14 protein-coding genes are annotated in these 17,635 nt (G+C 70.1%); 11 read left to right on the forward strand and 3 right to left on the reverse strand.

The genetic code is table 11. The annotated features are described in order from the left end of the window. Positions 1-6: 6 nt before the first annotated feature. The 6 genes from ACIBF5_RS16950 to ACIBF5_RS16975 all read left to right on the forward strand — a co-directional run bounded on the left by ACIBF5_RS16950 (position 7) and on the right by ACIBF5_RS16975 (position 7,675). Positions 7-939: a carbohydrate ABC transporter permease gene (locus ACIBF5_RS16950; RefSeq protein ID WP_396812518.1), complete on the forward strand. Its 933-nt coding sequence runs from the start codon at positions 7-9 to the stop codon at positions 937-939. Then, positions 936-1,847 carry a carbohydrate ABC transporter permease gene (locus ACIBF5_RS16955; protein WP_396812520.1) on the forward strand — a complete coding sequence of 304 codons (912 nt, stop codon included), beginning with the start codon at positions 936-938 and terminating at the stop codon, positions 1,845-1,847. Before ACIBF5_RS16950 ends, ACIBF5_RS16955 begins: the two co-directional genes overlap by 4 nt. A gap of 31 nt (positions 1,848-1,878) precedes the next feature. Then, complete coding sequence (locus ACIBF5_RS16960; RefSeq protein WP_396812521.1) at positions 1,879-3,240, forward strand: GH1 family beta-glucosidase; 1,362 nt, start codon at positions 1,879-1,881, stop codon at positions 3,238-3,240. A gap of 108 nt (positions 3,241-3,348) precedes the next feature. Further along, positions 3,349-4,437 (forward strand): LacI family DNA-binding transcriptional regulator, encoded by a 1,089-nt coding sequence (locus ACIBF5_RS16965; protein WP_396812523.1) that lies wholly within the window; start codon positions 3,349-3,351, stop codon positions 4,435-4,437. A gap of 535 nt (positions 4,438-4,972) precedes the next feature. Next, positions 4,973-6,385 carry an endo-1,4-beta-xylanase gene (locus ACIBF5_RS16970; protein WP_396812525.1) on the forward strand — a complete coding sequence of 471 codons (1,413 nt, stop codon included), beginning with the start codon at positions 4,973-4,975 and terminating at the stop codon, positions 6,383-6,385. Positions 6,386-6,457: 72 nt separating this feature from the next. After that, positions 6,458-7,675: an SGNH/GDSL hydrolase family protein gene (locus ACIBF5_RS16975; protein WP_396812527.1), complete on the forward strand. Its 1,218-nt coding sequence runs from the start codon at positions 6,458-6,460 to the stop codon at positions 7,673-7,675. 182 nt (positions 7,676-7,857) lie between these two features. On the opposite strand, the gene ACIBF5_RS16980 is transcribed toward ACIBF5_RS16975, so the two are convergent. Then, positions 7,858-9,918 carry a glycosyl hydrolase family 28-related protein gene (locus ACIBF5_RS16980; protein WP_396812529.1) on the reverse strand — a complete coding sequence of 687 codons (2,061 nt, stop codon included), beginning with the start codon at positions 9,916-9,918 and terminating at the stop codon, positions 7,858-7,860. Between the two features lie 310 nt (positions 9,919-10,228). Between ACIBF5_RS16980 and ACIBF5_RS16985 the strand changes: the two genes are divergently transcribed. Next, positions 10,229-11,260 (forward strand): NAD(P)H-dependent flavin oxidoreductase, encoded by a 1,032-nt coding sequence (locus tag ACIBF5_RS16985; protein WP_396812531.1) that lies wholly within the window; start codon positions 10,229-10,231, stop codon positions 11,258-11,260. A 57-nt stretch (positions 11,261-11,317) separates the two neighbouring features. Here the strand turns inward: ACIBF5_RS16985 and ACIBF5_RS16990 are convergent, their stop codons facing one another. Continuing rightward, positions 11,318-11,974, reverse strand: a complete 657-nt coding sequence (locus ACIBF5_RS16990) for a TetR/AcrR family transcriptional regulator (RefSeq protein WP_396812534.1) — start codon at positions 11,972-11,974, stop codon at positions 11,318-11,320. Between the two features lie 123 nt (positions 11,975-12,097). Between ACIBF5_RS16990 and ACIBF5_RS16995 the strand changes: the two genes are divergently transcribed. Next, on the forward strand, positions 12,098-13,597 hold the full coding sequence (locus ACIBF5_RS16995; RefSeq protein WP_396812535.1) for an MFS transporter: 1,500 nt from the start codon (positions 12,098-12,100) through the stop codon (positions 13,595-13,597). A gap of 137 nt (positions 13,598-13,734) precedes the next feature. Further along, complete coding sequence (locus tag ACIBF5_RS17000) at positions 13,735-14,793, forward strand: hypothetical protein (protein ID WP_396812537.1); 1,059 nt, start codon at positions 13,735-13,737, stop codon at positions 14,791-14,793. A gap of 99 nt (positions 14,794-14,892) precedes the next feature. On the opposite strand, the gene ACIBF5_RS17005 is transcribed toward ACIBF5_RS17000, so the two are convergent. After that, complete coding sequence (locus ACIBF5_RS17005) at positions 14,893-16,185, reverse strand: MFS transporter (RefSeq protein WP_396812539.1); 1,293 nt, start codon at positions 16,183-16,185, stop codon at positions 14,893-14,895. A gap of 170 nt (positions 16,186-16,355) precedes the next feature. On the opposite strand from ACIBF5_RS17005, the gene ACIBF5_RS17010 reads away from it, so the two are divergent. Then, the gene (locus tag ACIBF5_RS17010) at positions 16,356-17,342 is read left to right on the forward strand and encodes a LacI family DNA-binding transcriptional regulator (RefSeq protein WP_396812857.1); all 987 of its coding nucleotides are present in this window, start codon (positions 16,356-16,358) and stop codon (positions 17,340-17,342) included. 67 nt (positions 17,343-17,409) lie between these two features. After that, positions 17,410-17,607, forward strand: a complete 198-nt coding sequence (locus ACIBF5_RS17015) for a hypothetical protein (protein ID WP_396812542.1) — start codon at positions 17,410-17,412, stop codon at positions 17,605-17,607. The last annotated feature ends 28 nt before the right edge of the window (positions 17,608-17,635 follow it).

The following is a 17,635-nucleotide window of genomic DNA, read 5'->3' on the forward strand; positions in this document are numbered from 1 at the left end:
GAGCAGATGCCCGGTGCCCGTCCCACCACCGTCGCGCGCCGGCCCCGTGCCGGAGCGGGGCCCACGCCGTACGTCCTGGTCGCCCCGGCCGTCGTGTTGCTCGCGCTGTTCCTGCTCGTCCCGATCGGGTACACCGTCTGGCTGAGCCTGCGCGCCTCCCGGGTCACCGGCGGCGGGCTGGGCCTGCGGGTCGAGCAGTTCGTCGGCCTGGAGAACTACGTCGGCGTACTCACCGACGACGGTTACGCCCAGGGCATCCTGCGGATGCTCGGTTACGGCGTTATCGTCGTCCCCACCATGCTCGGGTTGGCCCTGCTCTTCGCGCTGCTGCTGGACACACCCCGGGTCCGGCTCGGCGCCGCCTCACGGATCGGCATCTTCCTGCCGTACGCCGTGCCAGGGGTCATCGCCAGCCTGCTCTGGGGCTTTCTCTACCTGCCGAACGTCAGCCCGATCCGAGACGCCGTCACCGCGATCGGCCTACCCGCGCCCGACTTCCTCGCCCCCGGCTCGGTGCTCTTCTCGGTGGCGAACATCGGTGTCTGGGGCGGCGTGGGGTTCAACATGATCGTGCTCTACACCGCGTTGCGGGGCATCCCCCGGGAGATGTACGACGCGGCCCGGATCGACGGCGCCTCGGAGATCCAGATCGCGCTCCGGGTGAAGATTCCGCTGATCGCCCCCGCGCTCGTGATGACCGGCGTGTTCAGCGTCATCGCCACCCTCCAGGTCTTCAGCGAGCCGGCGACCCTGCAACCGCTCACCGACTCCATCCCCTCGTCCTGGGTGCCGCTGATGACGATCTACCGCGACGCCTTCGTCAACAACGACATCCACACCGCCGCCGCGGCCTCGGTCGTGCTGGCGCTCGGCACCCTGGTCGTCTCGCTCGGGGTGCTCAGCTTCCTGCAGAAACGCGCCTTCGGGAGGGACAAGTGAGCCGGACCGACCAGCGGCCGGCCCGGTCGCCCGACATCGAGGTTCCCGCCCGACCAGCCCGTACGCCGAAGCGACCGGGCACCCGAATCGTCCCCACCGCGCTGCTCCTGCTCGGTGCCGCCTACTGCGTGGCGCCGGTGCTCTGGGTGGCGATCGCCGCCACCAAGGGCCCGGACGAACTCTTCACCACGTTCTCGTTCTGGCCGAGCTTCAACGGTGGGTTCTCGTACAACGTCAGCCACCTGCTCGGCTTCCGTGACGGGGTGTTCCTGCGCTGGGCGCTCAACAGCCTGCTCTACGCCGGAGTGGGGGCGGTGCTCTCCGTCATCGTCTCCACTCTCGCCGGGTACGCCCTGGCCAAGTACCGTTTCGCCGGTCGGGAGGTGCTCTTCGGGACGATCCTTGCCGGCGTGCTCGTCCCGCAGATCACCCTCGCCGTGCCGCAGTACCTGCTCATCTCCAAGCTGGGGCTGGTCAACTCCTACTGGGCGGTGCTGCTGCCGAGCATCATCAGCCCGTACGGCATCTACCTGTCGCGGATCTACGCCTCGGCCGTCGTCTCCGACGACATGCTTGAGGCGGGCCGGATCGACGGTGCCGGCGAGTACCGGCTCGCCTGGTCCGTGGGGCTGCCGCCGATGGTGCCCGGCATGGTCACCGTGCTGCTGTTGCAGTTCATCGCGATCTGGAACAACTTCCTGCTGCCGTACATCATGATCTCCGACGACGAGCGTTTCCCGATGACCGTCGGGCTCTTCTCCATGCTCAACCAGGGCGCGAGCCAGCCCGCGCTCTACTCGCTCGTGATCACGGGCGTTCTCCTCTCGATCCTGCCGCTCATCGCGCTCTTCCTCTTCCTCCAGCGCTACTGGCGGCTGGACCTGGTCAGCGGCGGCGTGAAGGGCTGAGCGGATCTCCACTCCGATCGGAAGGACCACCATGAGTGACCCACACCTGCCCTTTCCCGAGGGTTTCGTCTGGGGCTCGGCCACCGCGTCGTACCAGGTCGAGGGGGCCGTGGACATCGACGGGCGGGGGCGCTCCATCTGGGACACCTTCTGCGAGGTGCCCGGTGCCGTCGCGGGCGGCGACACCGGCGCGGTCGCCTGCGACCACTACCACCGCTACCCGCAGGACATCGCCCTGATGGCGGAGCTGGGGCTCGGCGCCTACCGCTTCTCCATCGCCTGGCCCCGAGTCCAACCCGACGGGCGGGGGAGTGTGAACCAGCAGGGGCTGGACCACTACCGGCGGGTCGTCGACCGGCTACTGGAACACGACATCGTCCCCTACGTCACGCTCTACCACTGGGACCTGCCACAGGCGCTCCAGGACCGGGGAGGCTGGCCCGCCCGGGACACCGCCTACCGTTTCGCGGACTACGTCGCGATCGTGCACGCCGCGCTCGGCGACACCGTGCGGCACTGGATCACGCTCAACGAGCCGAAGGTCGCCAGCCACGCCGGTTATGGCAGCGGCATTCACGCCCCGGGTATCCGCGACCTCGACCAGCGCGATCGGGCCGTGCACCACCTGCTGCTCGCGCACGGCCTCGGCCTCCAGGCGCTGCGGGCCGCCGGGCACGGCGCCGGGCAGCAGGTCGGTATCACGCTCGACCTCAGCCCGGTCTCGCCGGCCAGCGACTCCCCGGACGACCGCGCCGCCAGCCGGCGCATCGACGTCGACAGTCACCGACTCTTCCTGGATCCGGTGCTGCGCGGTGCCTATCCCCGGGAGGCCGGGGCACCGTTCACCGATCCCGCCGCCGACCTGGTCCGCCCCGGCGACCTGGAACTGGTCGGTGCGCCGATCGACTTCCTCGGCGTCAACTACTACCGCCGGATGCTGGTCCGGGCCAGCCCGAGCGGACACCTACGGGCCGAGGTCGTCCTTCCCGAAGGGGTGCCGGTCACCGCCGTCGGGTGGCCGGTGGAGCCCGACGGGCTGCGCGAGCTGCTGGTCGGACTCCGGGCGGAACACCCCGGGCTGCCCCCGGTCTACCTGACCGAGAACGGCGCCGCCTATCCGGACCAGATCGACGCCGACGGCACGGTGCACGATCCGGACCGGGTCGACTACCTGCACCGGCACCTGCTCGCCCTGCACGCGGCGATCAGCGCCGGCGTCGACGTACGTGGCTATTTCGCCTGGACTCTGATCGACAACTTCGAGTGGGCGGAGGGGTACGCCAAGCGGTTCGGCCTCGTCCACGTGGACTACGCCGACCAGCGCAGGGTGCCGAAGACCAGCGCCCGTTGGCTCGGCGGGGTGGCCCGTACCAACGCGGTGCCGCCACGCTGAGCACGGCGTACGGGAGCCGCCCGGTCACGCATGGAAGACTGGGCGGTACGACGACCGCCCGGACCGCAGGGGCGCCTCGTCGCACCACGTACAGCAAGAGGGGTCGTTGTGTCCGAGGCTACGAACACGGGCAGCACGAACGCGGGAACCGACGAGCCGACGCCCCACCCGAAGTCCCGTGGCGCGGCCCGCCGGGCGATGCGGCGTGGACCGACCATCGACGACGTCGCCGAACTCGCGGGCGTCTCCCGGGGCACGGTCTCCCGGGTGCTCAACGGCGCCCGCTACGTCAGCCCGGCCGCGCTCAAGGCGGTCGAGCGGGCCATGCGGGCGACCGGCTACACGGTCAACCAGAGCGCCCGCAGCCTGGTCACGAAGCAGTCCAACGCGGTCGCCTTCGTCCTGTCCGAACCGCAGGAGCGCCTCTTCGAGGACCCGAACTTCAGCGTGCTGCTCCGGGCCTGCACCCAGGCGTTGGCCGAGCATGACTTCAGCCTGATCCTGATGCTGGAGTCGAGTGAGGACGAGCGGGACCGGGTGCTGCGGTACGTGCGTAGCGGTCACGTCGACGGCGTACTGCTGATCTCCGCGCACTCCGGTGATCCGCTCATCGCCGACCTCGCCCGGGGAGTCGTGCCCGCCGTCGCCTGCGGCAAGCCCGGCGGTATCGGGGCGAACATTCCGTACGTCGCCGCCGAGGACCGCGAGGGCGCCCGGCAGATGACCCGTTACCTGATGGGCCAGGGGCGCAAGCGGATCGGGATGATCGCCTGTCCGGAGATCGTCGGTGGGCCCGAACGCCTGGAGGGCTACCGCGAGGTGCTGGGTCGCAAGGCGCTGCGTCGTCTGGTGGTCGACGCCGACAACTACAGCCATGCGGCGGGTGCGGCGGCGATGCGCAGGCTGCTCGCGGTGAGCCCCGACATCGACGCGGTCTTCGCCGCCTCCGACATGCTCGCCGCCGGTGCCATCGCCGAGCTGCGGCGGGCCGGCCGTCGGGTGCCGGACGACGTCGCCGTGGGCGGCTTCGACGACTCCCGGATCGCCCGTGAGACCGACCCCGCGTTGACCACGATCCGACAGCCGTTGGAACGGGTCTCCCGGGACATGGTCGACGTCCTGCTCCGGCTGATCCGCCGCGAGCCCGCCTCTTCCCGGGTGCTCCCGACCGAGCTGGTCGTACGCGAGTCCGCCTGACCGCTCCACACCGAGCGGTGGCCGTACGCCGGTCACGGCTGCCGGCCGCCAACCATCGATGCCGGAAGTTACCGGTAACGTCTTGGAAGGCTGAGCCTTCTGATCGGACCATGTCTGTGGTGGTAGCCGGGTGCCCGGATGGCCACCGTAGTCGCTCCTCGTGCCAGCTCATGGCCGCTTGCAGCGGTGACGTGGGTGAGGGCTCCGCGCCTGCCCGTGATGGTCGTCGGCGTTCCGCCATTGATACTTCCGGAAACTTTCCGCTAACATCGACCTGCGCAAATTGTTGTACAAGATCCAGAAGGTGATGTGCCAGGCGGGTGGCGCTGCCTGTGCGGGTCGTGTTTCTGGGCGGTTCAGGGAGACGCCAGGTCAACGCCGTAGTCGGTCGCCTCTCCGGGCGTGGGCACCGCTACGAGCTGGGCAGGGCCGGCGATCTCGATTCCGTCCCCCTGTCGACCCGTCGCGCTCAGTGCCGATGCCTTCGGCCTTCGACAACCATCTCCTTCCCCAAACCGTCCGAGAGGCAACAGAGATGAGCGACAACTCGGCTCACCCCGGTCAACCGCCCCGAGCGAGGTCATGGCCGCGCCTGGCGCTGGTGCTCGCCGCGGCGGGATCCCTCGTCGTCGGCACGATGATCGCCTTCACGCCGAACGCCAGCGCCGGTACGACGCTCGGCGCGTCGGCCGCGGAGAAGGGACGCTACTTCGGCACCGCCGTCGCGGCGAACAAGCTCTCCGACTCCACCTATGTGGGCATCCTGAACCGCGAGTTCAACAGCGTCACGGCCGAGAACGAGATGAAGTGGGACGCGACCGAACCGTCGCAGAACCAGTTCAACTACGCCAACGCGGACCGCATCGTCAACAGCGCGCGAGCCAACGGCCAGCAGGTACGCGGCCACGCCTTGGCCTGGCACTCGCAACAGCCCGGCTGGGCCCAGAACATGAGCGGCACCGCGCTGCGCAACGCGATGCTCAACCACGTGACCCAGGTGGCGACCTACTACCGGGGCAAGATCTCCGCCTGGGACGTGGTGAACGAGGCGTTCGCCGACGGCGGCGGTGGCGGCCGACGTGACTCGAACCTGCAGCGCACCGGGAACGACTGGATCGAGGCGGCGTTCCGCGCCGCTCGGACCGCCGACCCGGGCGCGAAGCTCTGCTACAACGACTACAACACCGACGGCCAGAACGCGAAGAGCAACGCCGTCTACGCGATGGTCCAGGACTTCAAGGCGCGCGGCGTACCGATCGACTGCGTCGGGTTCCAGTCCCACTTCAACGCCCAGAGCCCGGTTCCCAACGACTACCAGGCCAACCTGCAGCGGTTCGCGAACCTCGGCGTCGACGTACAGATCACCGAGCTGGACATCGAGGGTTCCGGCACCACCCAGGCCAACAACTTCGGTCGAGTGGTGCAGGCATGCCTCGCCATCACCCGGTGCACCGGCATCACGGTCTGGGGCATCCGCGACACCGACTCGTGGCGGGCCAGCGGCACCCCACTGCTCTTCGACGGCAGCGGCAACAAGAAGGCCGCGTACACCTCGACCCTGAACGCCCTCAACAGCGGCGGCAACCCGATCACCACGCCGCCGACCCCGCCGACCACCACCCCTCCGCCGCCGACCACCACTCCGCCCCCCGGCGGCGCCGGCTGCTCCGCCTCGGTCTCGCTCAACTCGTGGACCGGCGGGTTCGTCGCGACGATCCGGGTGACGGCCGGCTCCTCGGGTACGAACGGCTGGACGGTGACCACCACCCTGCCGGCGGGTGCGACGGTCACCAACACATGGAACGCGACGGCCAGCGGAAACAGTGGCAACGTCCAGTTCCGCAACGTGAGCTACAACGGCCGGCTCACCGCCGGACAGACCACCGAGTTCGGCTTCCAGGGCACGGGCAGCGCGACGGGCATGACGCCCAGCTGCACCGCGAGCTGAACCCCGAGCCCCGGTGCGGAAGGGTTCGCCTCCCGCACCGGGGCGACCGGGATCGATCCGTTGGCGCAGAGAATGACCGGCCACTGGGTGCACACCTGGGTGTCGATGCCGCAGCGGGCGGAACCGGAGAACCTGCCACCCGCGCCGTTCACCCGGGACGACGTGGTCCTCGCCGACACCACCCTGCGGCAGACCGTGTTCGTCTCGGTGGGCGGGCGCCACCTGCGCGTACGCCTCTCCAACGCCTTCGGCGGGGCGGCGCTGCCGATCACCGCGGTCTCGGTCGCACTACCGACTGGTGGGCGAGCGGGTGTCAGCGGGATCCAGGCGATGACATCCCGACCGGTGACGTTCTCCGGTCGGCCGTCCGTGGTGGTGCCGGTCGGGGCGCAGGTCGTCTCCGACCCGCTGAGCTTCGACCTGGCGCCGTGGACCAACCTGACGATTACCGCCTACCTGGGCGAGGGTCAGGCGACGAACCAGATCACCTCACATCCCGGCTCCCGAACCACCTCCTACCTCCTCGCCGGCAACCACGTCACCGCCGCCGACCTGCCGGTGGCCACGCCGACGGACCACTGGTACCTGCTCAGCGGCGTCGAGGTGTGGACCGGCCACGCGACCGCGGCGGCGGTTCTGCTGGGTGACTCCCTCACCGACGGCCGGGGCTCCACCACGAACATGAACAACCGCTGGCCCGACCAGTTGCTCCGCCGGCTCCGATCCAGTAGCGGCGGTTCCGCGGTCGCGGTCCTGAACCAGGCCGCCGGAGGTAACCGAGTGCTCAACGACGGGCTCGGGCCCAACGCCCTGGCCCGGTTCGATCGCGACGTACTGGCACAGAGCGGAGTCCGATGGCTGATCGTGTTCGAGGGCGTCAACGACATCGGCACCGCCGGGGCAACCGAGGCGACGCAGAGGCGGGTGGCAGACGACCTCGTCACCGCGTACGACCAGCTTGTCGTCCGGGCCCACGCGCACGGCATCCGGGCCTACGGCGCGACACTCCTGCCGTTCGGTGGCAACGGTGACTACGACGACCCGGCCGGTCTGCGCGAGCGGGCTCGCCAGCGGGTCAACGACTGGATCCGCAGCAGCGGCAGGTTCGACGAGGTCCTCGACTTCGACCGGGCGGTCCGGGATCCCGGTGACGCCCGCCGGCTGCTGGGCGCGTACGACGACGGCGACCATCTGCATCTGAATCCGACCGGTTACCGGGCGCTGGCTGACGCGGTCCCGCTGCGGCTGTTCGAAGGCAGGCCGCTCCCGTCCCACTTCGGTTTCCGGTAGCGAAGAGGGCCGCCGCGCTCTCCCTATCGTCTCCTCGTGGCAGTCCCGTCCGGATTGGACTGTCTGACCGGATCAGGTGGTGATATGGGCGGAGGCCGGACCACCCCGGGCCCGCGGGTTCGCGGTCCGGTCGGGCCCGGCCTCCGTCGTCCAGGCGAATCAGCGCCCCGGGACCCTAGAGGTCACCACGGTGCCGGTGCCGGCGGTACGACAACCGGCGGTCGGTCGTCGCAGGTGATCGTGTTCGGCAACTCCCACGCGGCGAGCCAGGGTCCGGTGGTGCCGCCGCCGTCGTTGCCGCCGAGGTCGGTCACGGAGAACTCCGAGCCGGCCGGTGTGAAGTGGAACGACCCGCAGTTGTTGATGCCGACCGCGCCGACGTTGCGGGCGTCGACGTTCTCGAAGGAGGCGGAGCCCGCGACCCGGGCGCTCAGCACCGAGGTGCCCGTACCGTCGACGCGGATGTCCTTGAAGTGGACGCCGCTGATCGAGTACAGGTCCTTCACGGACCACTCGCTGACCATCATGATCGCGTTGTACGTGCTGTCGAGATAGTGGTCCCCGACGACCTGGATGTCCGCCTCGATGCTCTTGTCCAGGGCGTAGATCCAGATGGCGCCCAGACCGATGTTCCAGTTCAGCTCGTACGTGCCGGCCCGGACCACGGTGTTGTTCGTGATCCGCAGATATCCGGTGAACGCCTCCGCACCGAAACGGGACCCGGCGTGGATGCCGCTGCCCTCGCGGATCGGGTCGGCGACGAGGTTGTTCGAGACGGTGTTGTCCCTGCCGCCGTAGATCGCGATGCCGTTCGCGAGCGTCGGCGTCTGTACGGTGTTGTGGTCGAACGTGTTGTTGGCGTTCGAGGTCGTCTCGGACCACATGGCGAGGCCGTCGTCACCGGTGTTGCGGACGAAGTTGTTCGAGACCACCGAGTTCGTGACGCCGATGTGGAAGTTGAGCGCGTCCGCGATCTGGTCGACGATGACGTTGTTCGTCACCCGGACGTTGGTCATGGGTCCGTCGAACCAGAGGCCGACCTTGGTGTGGCGGATGTGCAGGCCGTCGATGGACGAGTTGCTCATCGCGCCGCCGACGCCGTTCACCTGGTCGGTGTCGATCCGCTCGCGGACGTCACCCTCGATCGCGAAGCCGGAGAGGTGGACGTTGTCGCTGCCTCCGGCCGAGGCGTCCTTGCCGTAGAAGCCGACGCCGGTGTGCACCGACCCGTCCGGAGCCGGCGGGTCGAGGGCCACCTGGCGGCCCTTGATGATCGTGTACCAGTTTCCGGCGCCCTCGATCGTCACGTCGTCCACGATGATGTGGCGGTTCACCTGGTAGGTGCCCGGCGGCACGTAGACCTTGAGGCGGGTGAGCTTGGCGAAGGCGATCGCCTTGTCGAACGCGGCGGCGGAGTCGCGGCGGCCGGTCGGATCCGCCCCGAAGGCCAGGACGTTCGCCGCGATGAGCCGCACCTGCGGCGGGGCCACGAGCTGCGAGTCGAGCAGGTCGACGACGGTCCACGCGGCGTTGCTGCCGTGCGGGACGCTGAGCCGTACCCTGTCACCCGCGCGGTAGGTCTGACCGAGCAGGAGGCGTTGCTCGTCGTAGAAGTGCATGGGGCGGAACGGCTTGCTGATCGTCGGGGTGGGCGTGGTTGCCGCCGGTACGCAGGCGCACTCGGTGATCCACCAGTCGGGGTGCAGCAGGTCGGCGTTCGGGTCGTTGGTGAACGGGTACTGGTTGTACAGCCAGGCGTACTGTGAGGTGAGGGTCATGGTTTTCTTCGACCCGCCGTTGACCGTGACGTGGAGCGGGGCGGTGATGCCACCGCCGTTCGGTGCGTCCGGGATGCTGTAGCGGACCGTGATCGCGTTCGCCGCCCTGGGGAGCGTGAACTCGACGTACTGGCCGGGTGCCAGTTTGACCGCCCTACGGCCGGAGGCCTCGGACGGCAACGTGTACGCCGCCCGGTCCGGCCCGATCACCGTCCCGTTCGTGCGGGCGTTCTCCGCCTCCTGTTCCAGGAAGTCGACGGCCGCCCCACGGCCGGTGACGAGCGACGGGTCGAGGCCGGCGCGGGTCACCACCGGGGCTGGGCCGGGTGAGGTCTTCGTGGCGGCGTACGCCGTGCCGGCGCCCCCGCCGACGAGGAGGGTGAGGGTCAACGCGGTCCCCGTGGCGACCCAGCGTGCCGCCCGCGTGGCCCGCCTCGCCGTGACTTCGATGATGCTCCGTGACATCGAATGACTCGTTTCTCTCGGGACGGTGACGAGTGCCGACGCTCGAAGGCGGAGCGTCCCCCGGGTGGCTCCAGGATCGTCACGCTGAGTTCACAGGCTCGAAACAGAGCTAGACTCGGTCATGTTATTGCAGAAATCTGTCAATATTCAAGCGTAGCTTTGTCGTGTAATTCGGGACTATTGTCGACATTCAAAACACCGAGCGAGGTGGGGTTCCCGCCCCAAGGAGGTCCCGGTCGCGACGTCCTGCTTCGGCGAGCGGTGGACCCGGGCCGGATCCGACAGTCGGGGTCACGGCAGAATGACCGTCATGACCAGCGTCTGGGGTGAGCTACTCGGCAGCGAACTGCCGGTCGTCGCGGCGCCGATGGCCGGGGGCCCGGGTGTGCCGGCACTGGTGGCGGCCGTCACGAGCGCCGGCGGCTTTGCCTTCCTGGCGGCCGGCTACAAGACTCCCGAGGCGATGCGGACCGAGATGGAGCAACTCCGTCGGGACGGAATCCCCTTCGGAATGAACGTCTTCGTGCCGAACGCCGTGCCGGTCGACGTGGACGCGTTCCGTCGCTACGCCCGGGACCTGGCCGTCGAGGCCCGGCCCTACGGCATCGACCTCTCCGCTGACCCGGTCGTCGACGACGACCACTGGAACGACAAGATCGACCTGTTGCTCCAGGATCCCGTACCGGTGGTGAGCTTCACCTTCGGTCTGCCAGGCAAGGCGGTGGTCTCCGCCCTGCGACGGGCCGGCACCCGGGTTCTCGTCACGGTGACCAACGAGGCCGAGGCGCGGGCGGCGCGGGAACAGGGCGTCGACGGGCTCGTGGCCCAGGGGGCCGACGCCGGAGGGCACAGCGGCACGCACACGCCAGGGGAGCCGGCGACACCGGTGACGCTGGAGCGCCTGACCGCTCAGGTCGGTCGGGCGACCGGGCTGCCGGTGGTGGTGGCCGGGGGAGTGACCGAAGCTCGGCAGGTGCGCGATCTGATCAGTGCGGGAGCGAGCGCGGTCATGGTCGGGACCCTGCTCCTGCGTACGGACGAGAGTGGGGCGAGCCAGCCACACAAGGACGCGCTCGTCGACCCGGCGTTCACCGAGACCGTGATGACCCACGCCTTCACCGGCCGCCCGGCCCGGGCGCTGCGCAACGGGTTCGTCGAACGTCACCAGGCCTGGGCCCCGTTCGGCTATCCGGCGGTGCATCACCTGACCCGACCCCTGCGAGCGGCGGCCGTGGCGGCCGGGGACACCGACCGCGCCCATCTCTGGGCCGGCACCGGTTACCGGCGAGCGCCCGCCGGCCCGGCCCGGGACGTCGTCACGGCACTGGCCTGCGCCCTCTGACCTCCGTGCCTCTCGACCGGGGGCAGAGGCGGCCCGCCGGGGCGCTCGTGGCCGGTCTCAGGCCGAGGCGGTCGAGGGAGTGGGTGCGGCCGATTCCGCCCCCGCCGGCAGGGTGCCGTAGAGCAACCGCAGGGTGGCGTCGGCGAGCGAGTCCAGCAGGGCGTCGTCGGTCTGTTCTTCGGGGTTGGTGAAGGCGTGCGCGAACATGACCAGCCGCAGCTTCACCACCATCAGGGAGAGCAGGGTGGGGTCGCCCACCACGGTGACACCGGCCCGGATGTCGCGCTCGATGCGGCGGTTGACCGCGGTGCAGCCATTGGCGGTGACCCGCTCCCGAACCTGGAGGATCTCCGGCCCGGGGAACGGGTTGACGAACGCCTCGCACAGCCACCGGCCGTCGACCCGCCAACGCGCGAGGGCGCGCGTCAATCCGCGGCGTAACGCGTCCCGGTCGATGTCGTCCGCCTCGACCCACTCGGCAAGCTCCTCCTCGCTCTTGCCGAGCGTGCTCTCGCAGAGCGCGGCGAGCAGGGCCTGCTTCGACTCGAAGTAGAAGTAGAAGCCGGAGCGGGCGATGCCGGCCGCGGCGGCGAGTTCGTCAATCGTCACCTGTGCGAGTGGCTTCTGCCGCAGCACGATCTGCGCCGCGTCGAGCAGGGCCCGTTCGCGTTGATCACCTTTGGTCGGCCCACGACGGCTCCCGGAAGCTGGCATGCCGCCACTATACCCACCGTCGGTGGTGATCGACGTCACGACGAGAAAAATCGACACCGTGTTGAAAACCGAGGATCGTCGGGTCTACGTTCGGTGCCTCCCGCAGCTGAAAGAGAGCTCGACATGATGACCGCCTCCGACGGCTCACGCTTTCCCCGTTTCGTACTACCCGTCGTCGCGTACGGCGTACTTCTGGTCGCCGCCCTGCAGTCCCTGGTCGTGCCGGTGCTCGCCAACATCACCGCGTCGCTGCACTCCACCGCCAACGCCACCAGTTGGGTGGTGACCGCCAACCTGCTGGCCGCCGCCGTGCTCACCCCGATCCTCGGCCGGCTCGGCGACCTGCGTGGCCGCCGGCCGGTGCTGCTCGCCGTACTCGCCGTGGTCCTGGCCGGCTCGGTGCTCGCCGCCACCACCGACAACCTGCCGCTGCTCCTGCTCGCCCGGGTCCTCCAGGGCTCGTCGTTCGCTCTCTTCCCGCTGGGCATCGGCGTGCTCCGCGACGAACTGCCACCGCGGCGCCTCACCGGCGCAATGGCGATCGTCAGCGGCACGCTCGCCATCGGGGCCGGATTCGGACTCGTCGCCACCGGACTGCTCACCCGTGACGGTGCCGACTACCACCGGGTCTTCTGGCTCGCCACCGTGCTCAGTGTGGTCGGGATCGTCGGTGTCCTGTTCGCCGTACCGCGCCGTCGGCCGGCCGCCGTCGGCAGCACCGACTGGGCCGGCGCGGGCATCCTCGGTCTTGCCCTGGTGCTCCTGCTCCTGCCCCTGGCGCAGGGCAACAACTGGGGTTGGGGCTCGGCCCGGGTGATCGGCTCGCTGGTCGGTGCCGTCCTGGCGTTCACGATCTTCGTGCTGTTCGAACGTCGGCTCACGTACCCGCTGGTGAGCATCCGAATGCTCACCCACCGGCCGTTGGTCGTCGCGAACCTCGCCGGCCTGTTCCTGGGCATCTCCCTCTTCGTCGTCTTCCTCACCGTCTCCAGCTTCGTCCAGGCACCGCCCGCGCTGGCCGGGTACGGCTTCGGATCCACCGTGCTCGCCGCGAGCGTGGTCTACCTGCTGCCGGGCGCCGCCGCCGGCATCGTCACCGCTCCGCTCGGTGGCCGACTCGTTGCCCGGTACGGCGCCCGAACCACGTTGGTCATCTCGCTGTTGCTGGCAGCGCTCGGGTTCCTCACCCTCGTCGTGCTGCACTCCGCGAGCTGGCAGGTGATCGTCGGCTCCTTCGCCGTCAACACCGCCGTCACCTTCGGCTACGCCGCCCTGCCGGCGCTCCTGGTCGAGCACGTGGGACTCGCCGAGACCGGCATCGCCAACAGCGTCAACTCGATCGCCCGCTCGATCGGTGGCTCGGTGGCCAGCGCCCTGGTGGTGACCCTGCTGACTCGAAACCTCATCGGCGGCACCCCGGTCCCGCTTCCGCACGAGTCGCAGTACGTGATCATCCTGACGATCGCCGCCGTCGGGGCCGCCCTCGGTGCCGCGCTCGTCGCCTTTGGGCTCCCCGGCGGCCGGCGCGGCACACTCACGGCGGCCGAGGTCGAAGTCGACGAGGTGCTCGGGGCGGCGGGACTGGACCTTCCCCGCTCGAATGGGCTGACTCGATCACGCTGAACCGCCCCGCACCACCCGTCAGGGGGCACATAATCCGTTGACGTACATCTATTCTCTCTTCGCCCGCCGGACACGTCCCGGGCGCCGTGGGCCAGAAGGATTCCCTGCGGTTCATCCAGACCGGATGGGGAGTAGAGATGTTCGACAGAAGCAGGTTCGCCGGGAGATCCCTCGTCGCGGCCACGCTGGCCGCGGCACTCGTGACGGTGGGACTCGCGGTGCCCACACCGGCGGTCGCCGCGGTCAGCCGGGCGGAGTTGGCGTTGCGCTGGGCGCCGATCCACTACCAGGACGTCGACGCCACCGGAAGTCACGCGCTCGGCGGCCGGTCCGACTACATCACCCGGGTCGACTTCGACGGCGATCTCAACGGCCGCAACAACTGGGACCGTACCGGAGCGGCTGGTGTCTCGCTCGCCGCGGCCGGCTACTACTCCGTCGTGGAGACCAGCACCCACTGGTACATCACGTACCTGTTCTTCCACCCCCGCGACTGGACCGATCACCCGTTCTTCGAGACCGAACACGAGAACGACGGCGAGGGTGTGCTGTTCGCGATCGAGCGGGACGGGTCCACGTACGGGGTGCTCCGCTCCGCCGTCACCGTGGCACACACCAGTTTCTACTCCTACACCCCGGCGGGCAGCACCTGGTCGGGTGGTCGGGAGAACGTCGACGGCACGTTGCAGTTCCAGTCGTCGCCGCACGACTCGTTCTCGCACCCGGTCACCGCCCAGGAGGCGCAGGGGCACGGACTGAAGGCGTACCCGCAGTACACCATCAACGGTGACGGCATCGTGTACTACCCGTCGACCGTGGCGGAGACGCCGAGCAACGGCGACGACCGGGACGTGCGCTACCAGTTGATCGACGTCTTCGCTTCGGGCGGCCTGTGGGCGCAGCGTGCCAACGCGAGCCTCTTCGCCAACCTCGGCACCTTCGCGGGCGACGACACCGACAACTGTGGTGCCGGCACCTGGGACTGCTCGACCAACTCGGCGAACGCGCCGTGGGGCTGGGACGACGGCGACGACGTACCCGGCCGGGGCGAGATCGCCACCGACCCGGCGAAGCTCTCCGTCGAGTACTTCACCGTGCCCGGCAGCCCGTCCCGCGCGTACACCTACAACCCGTACGCCAGCGAGGCGGCGGCACTGAAGGCGGCGGCCAGGACCGCACCACCGGTCGTCGACTGACAGGACGAACCGGACCGCGTTCGCGGCGGCCGGGCGCGTGCCGTCCCCGGATGGTGCGCGCCCGGCCGTGTCCGTGGGGCTGGGAGGCGTCCTGACTGGTCACAGTGGTGCCGGGTCGCCGGCGAGCGCCGCCGGATCCGTTTGCCGGGTACCTGCCGGCGGCCGGGTCACCGGCACCAGCGCCAGTGCCGGCACCAGCAGGATCGGCACGATCAGCAGGGACCGCAGGGTGCCCACATGGTCACCGAGGAAACCGACGGCCGGTGGCCCGGCGAGGAACGCGGTGTAGCCGATCGTCGCGACGACGCTCACCCGGGCCGGCGCGCGGTCCTCGTCGTCGGCGGCGGCACTCATTCCCACCGGGAAGCCCAGCGACGCGCCGAGTCCCCAGAGCGCCACCCCGGCCAGTGCCACCGGCTGGGAGGGTGCGAGTACGGCGATCGTCACGCCGACGATGGCCAGCCCGAGCGTGGCGAAGAGCACCGGTACCCGGCCCCACCGGTCCAGCGCGACAGTTCCGGTGGTCCGACCCACCGTCATGGCGGCGACGAAGATGCCGAAGACGGCGGCGCCGGCCGCCTCGCTGATGTCGTGTCCGTCGATGAACGCGACCGCGACCCAGTCGTTGGCGGTCCCCTCGGTGAACGCCACGACCAGCACCAGCAGACCGACGAGGAGCGTACGCGGTTCGCGCCACGCCCGGAGGACGCCGCTGCCCCGGGCCGGGCCGGCGGTGGCCGGGGTCTCCTCGGCCCGTCCGGGCTGGCCCACCGGCCCGGTCCTGGAGGTCAGGAAGGAGCGGACCGACAACAGCGTGCCGAGCAGCACGACGAGGGCGACGATCGTCAGGTGGGCCAGGACGGGCACGCCGATCTGGGCGCTGCCGGCGCCGAGGACGGCGCCAGAGACGGTGCCGAGACTCCAGGCGGCGTGGAAGCGCGGCATGATCGTCCGCCCGAGTCGTCGTTCCACCAGCGCCGCCTCCACGTTCATGGCGACGTCGGTGAGGCCGGAACCGTACCCGATCGCGGCGAGTCCGACCGCCACCAGCGGGACCGACGACCACACCCCGATGCCGACGCCGACCAGCAGCAGGCCGACGGTGATGAGTGCGGTCGACCCGGCGGCAGTGCGCGGTGAACCGGCGCGGTGCACCACCGCTCCGGCGGTCACCATGGCGAGGATGGCGCCGCACGACATCGCGAGCAGGAGCAGGCCCAGTTGTCCGGCGCTGAGTTCGAGTCCCTCGCGGGCGGCCGGTACCCGGGCGAACCAGGTCGCCACGGCCAGGCCGTTGAGTCCGAAGACGAAGGCGACGGCGGTACGCGCGGCGAGGATCTGCCGGGTCGGCGCCGCGACGCGCGCGGGCGGAGATGCCTTGATCGGGCTCACGGGTGGGCTCCTTCCGCATTGGCGGCGTGGGGTCGCCAACGTTCCGAAATCGCACCCCTGAGAGCGCTCTCAGCGCAAGCGTAACCTGGATGACGAAGAACGAACCGGGGCCGTCCGGCCCGCCCGGCACCAGCCGCCCCGGTGCGGCACGGTTCCGAGTGGAGGTACCCATGACGGCAGGGCCGGTACGGCAGATGAGGCTGGAGGACGTCGCCAAGGAGGCGGGAGTCTCGCGTACGACCGTCTCCAGGGTGATGGCCGGATCGGGTCCGGTCTCCGCCGCCACACGGGACCGGGTCCGCGAGGCGGCGAGGCGGCTCGACTACCGCCCCGACCCGGTGGCCCGTGCACTCGCCGGCGGGTCCGGCTTCCGGCTCGTCGTCGCGGTCGTCGGTACGACCGCCCAGGTGCTCGAGGACCCGTACGTCGACCGCGCCGTGGCCGCGGCGGCCCAGGCCGGTGCCCCGTACGGTGTGGGCGCCTCCCTGCAGTGGCTGCCCCGACAGGCGCCCCGGTTGGACCGGCTTGCCGAGGACCGCAGTGTGCGTGGCGTGGTGCTGCTCAACACGACCGAGGCCGCGCTCGCGGCGGTACCGATGTCACTGCGGGGACGGGTCGCCTCCATTGGGATCGGGTCCCGGTGGGTGCCGTCCTTCGACGTCGACAACGGCGGGGGAGCGGGTGCCGTCCTGCGACATCTCTACGCCACCGGTCGGCGCCGGATCGCCATGGTGACCGGGCCGCAGTGGATGCCGTGCGCGTGGCGTTCCGTCGAGTCCTACCAGGGGCTGATGCGCTCTGCCGGACTTCCGGCGCGCCTGGTCGCCGGAGACTTCTCCGCCGGTACCGGTCACCGTGCGATGCGCAGGGTGCTCCGCCGCTGGCCGGACACGGACGCCGTGTTCGCCATCAACGATGCCACGGCGCTCGGCGCGCTGGCCGCTCTGCGCGAGGAAGGTCGCAAGGTGCCCGACGACGTGGCGGTGGCGGGATTCGACGACATTCCGTTCGCCGCGCTGAGCGCCCCCGCGTTGACCACCGCGAGTCATCCGGTGAGCCGGATCGTCGGAGCGGCGGCCACCGCCGTGCTCAACCAGACGCCGGGTCCGCCGAACGTGGTCTTTCCCTCGACCCTGGTCCGCCGGCAGAGCGCCTGATCGCTGTGGTGACCGGTCGAGTGGATCGTCCTCAGAGGAACAACGGTCGTGGTTGTACCCTTCGGCCATGACGGTGGTAGGGACGATGCTCGCGCTCGGCGCGGCTGTGTTCGTGGTCCTGGTGGCCTATCTCGGCTGGCGCGGCCGCAGCCGGCAGTTCGCGGCGGAGGACGCCACCGCCAGCCGGGTCCCCACCTTCGAGGCTGAACGCCTCGCCGCCGAAGGAAACCTCAGGACCCCGGACAAGGCCGCGGCCTCCTTCTGAGTGGTCGCCGTTCCGGCTGCCCAGGCGG

The sequence above is a fragment of the Micromonospora sp. NPDC050417 genome (assembly GCF_044458865.1).
Taxonomy (GTDB): Bacteria; Actinomycetota; Actinomycetes; order Mycobacteriales; family Micromonosporaceae; genus Micromonospora_G.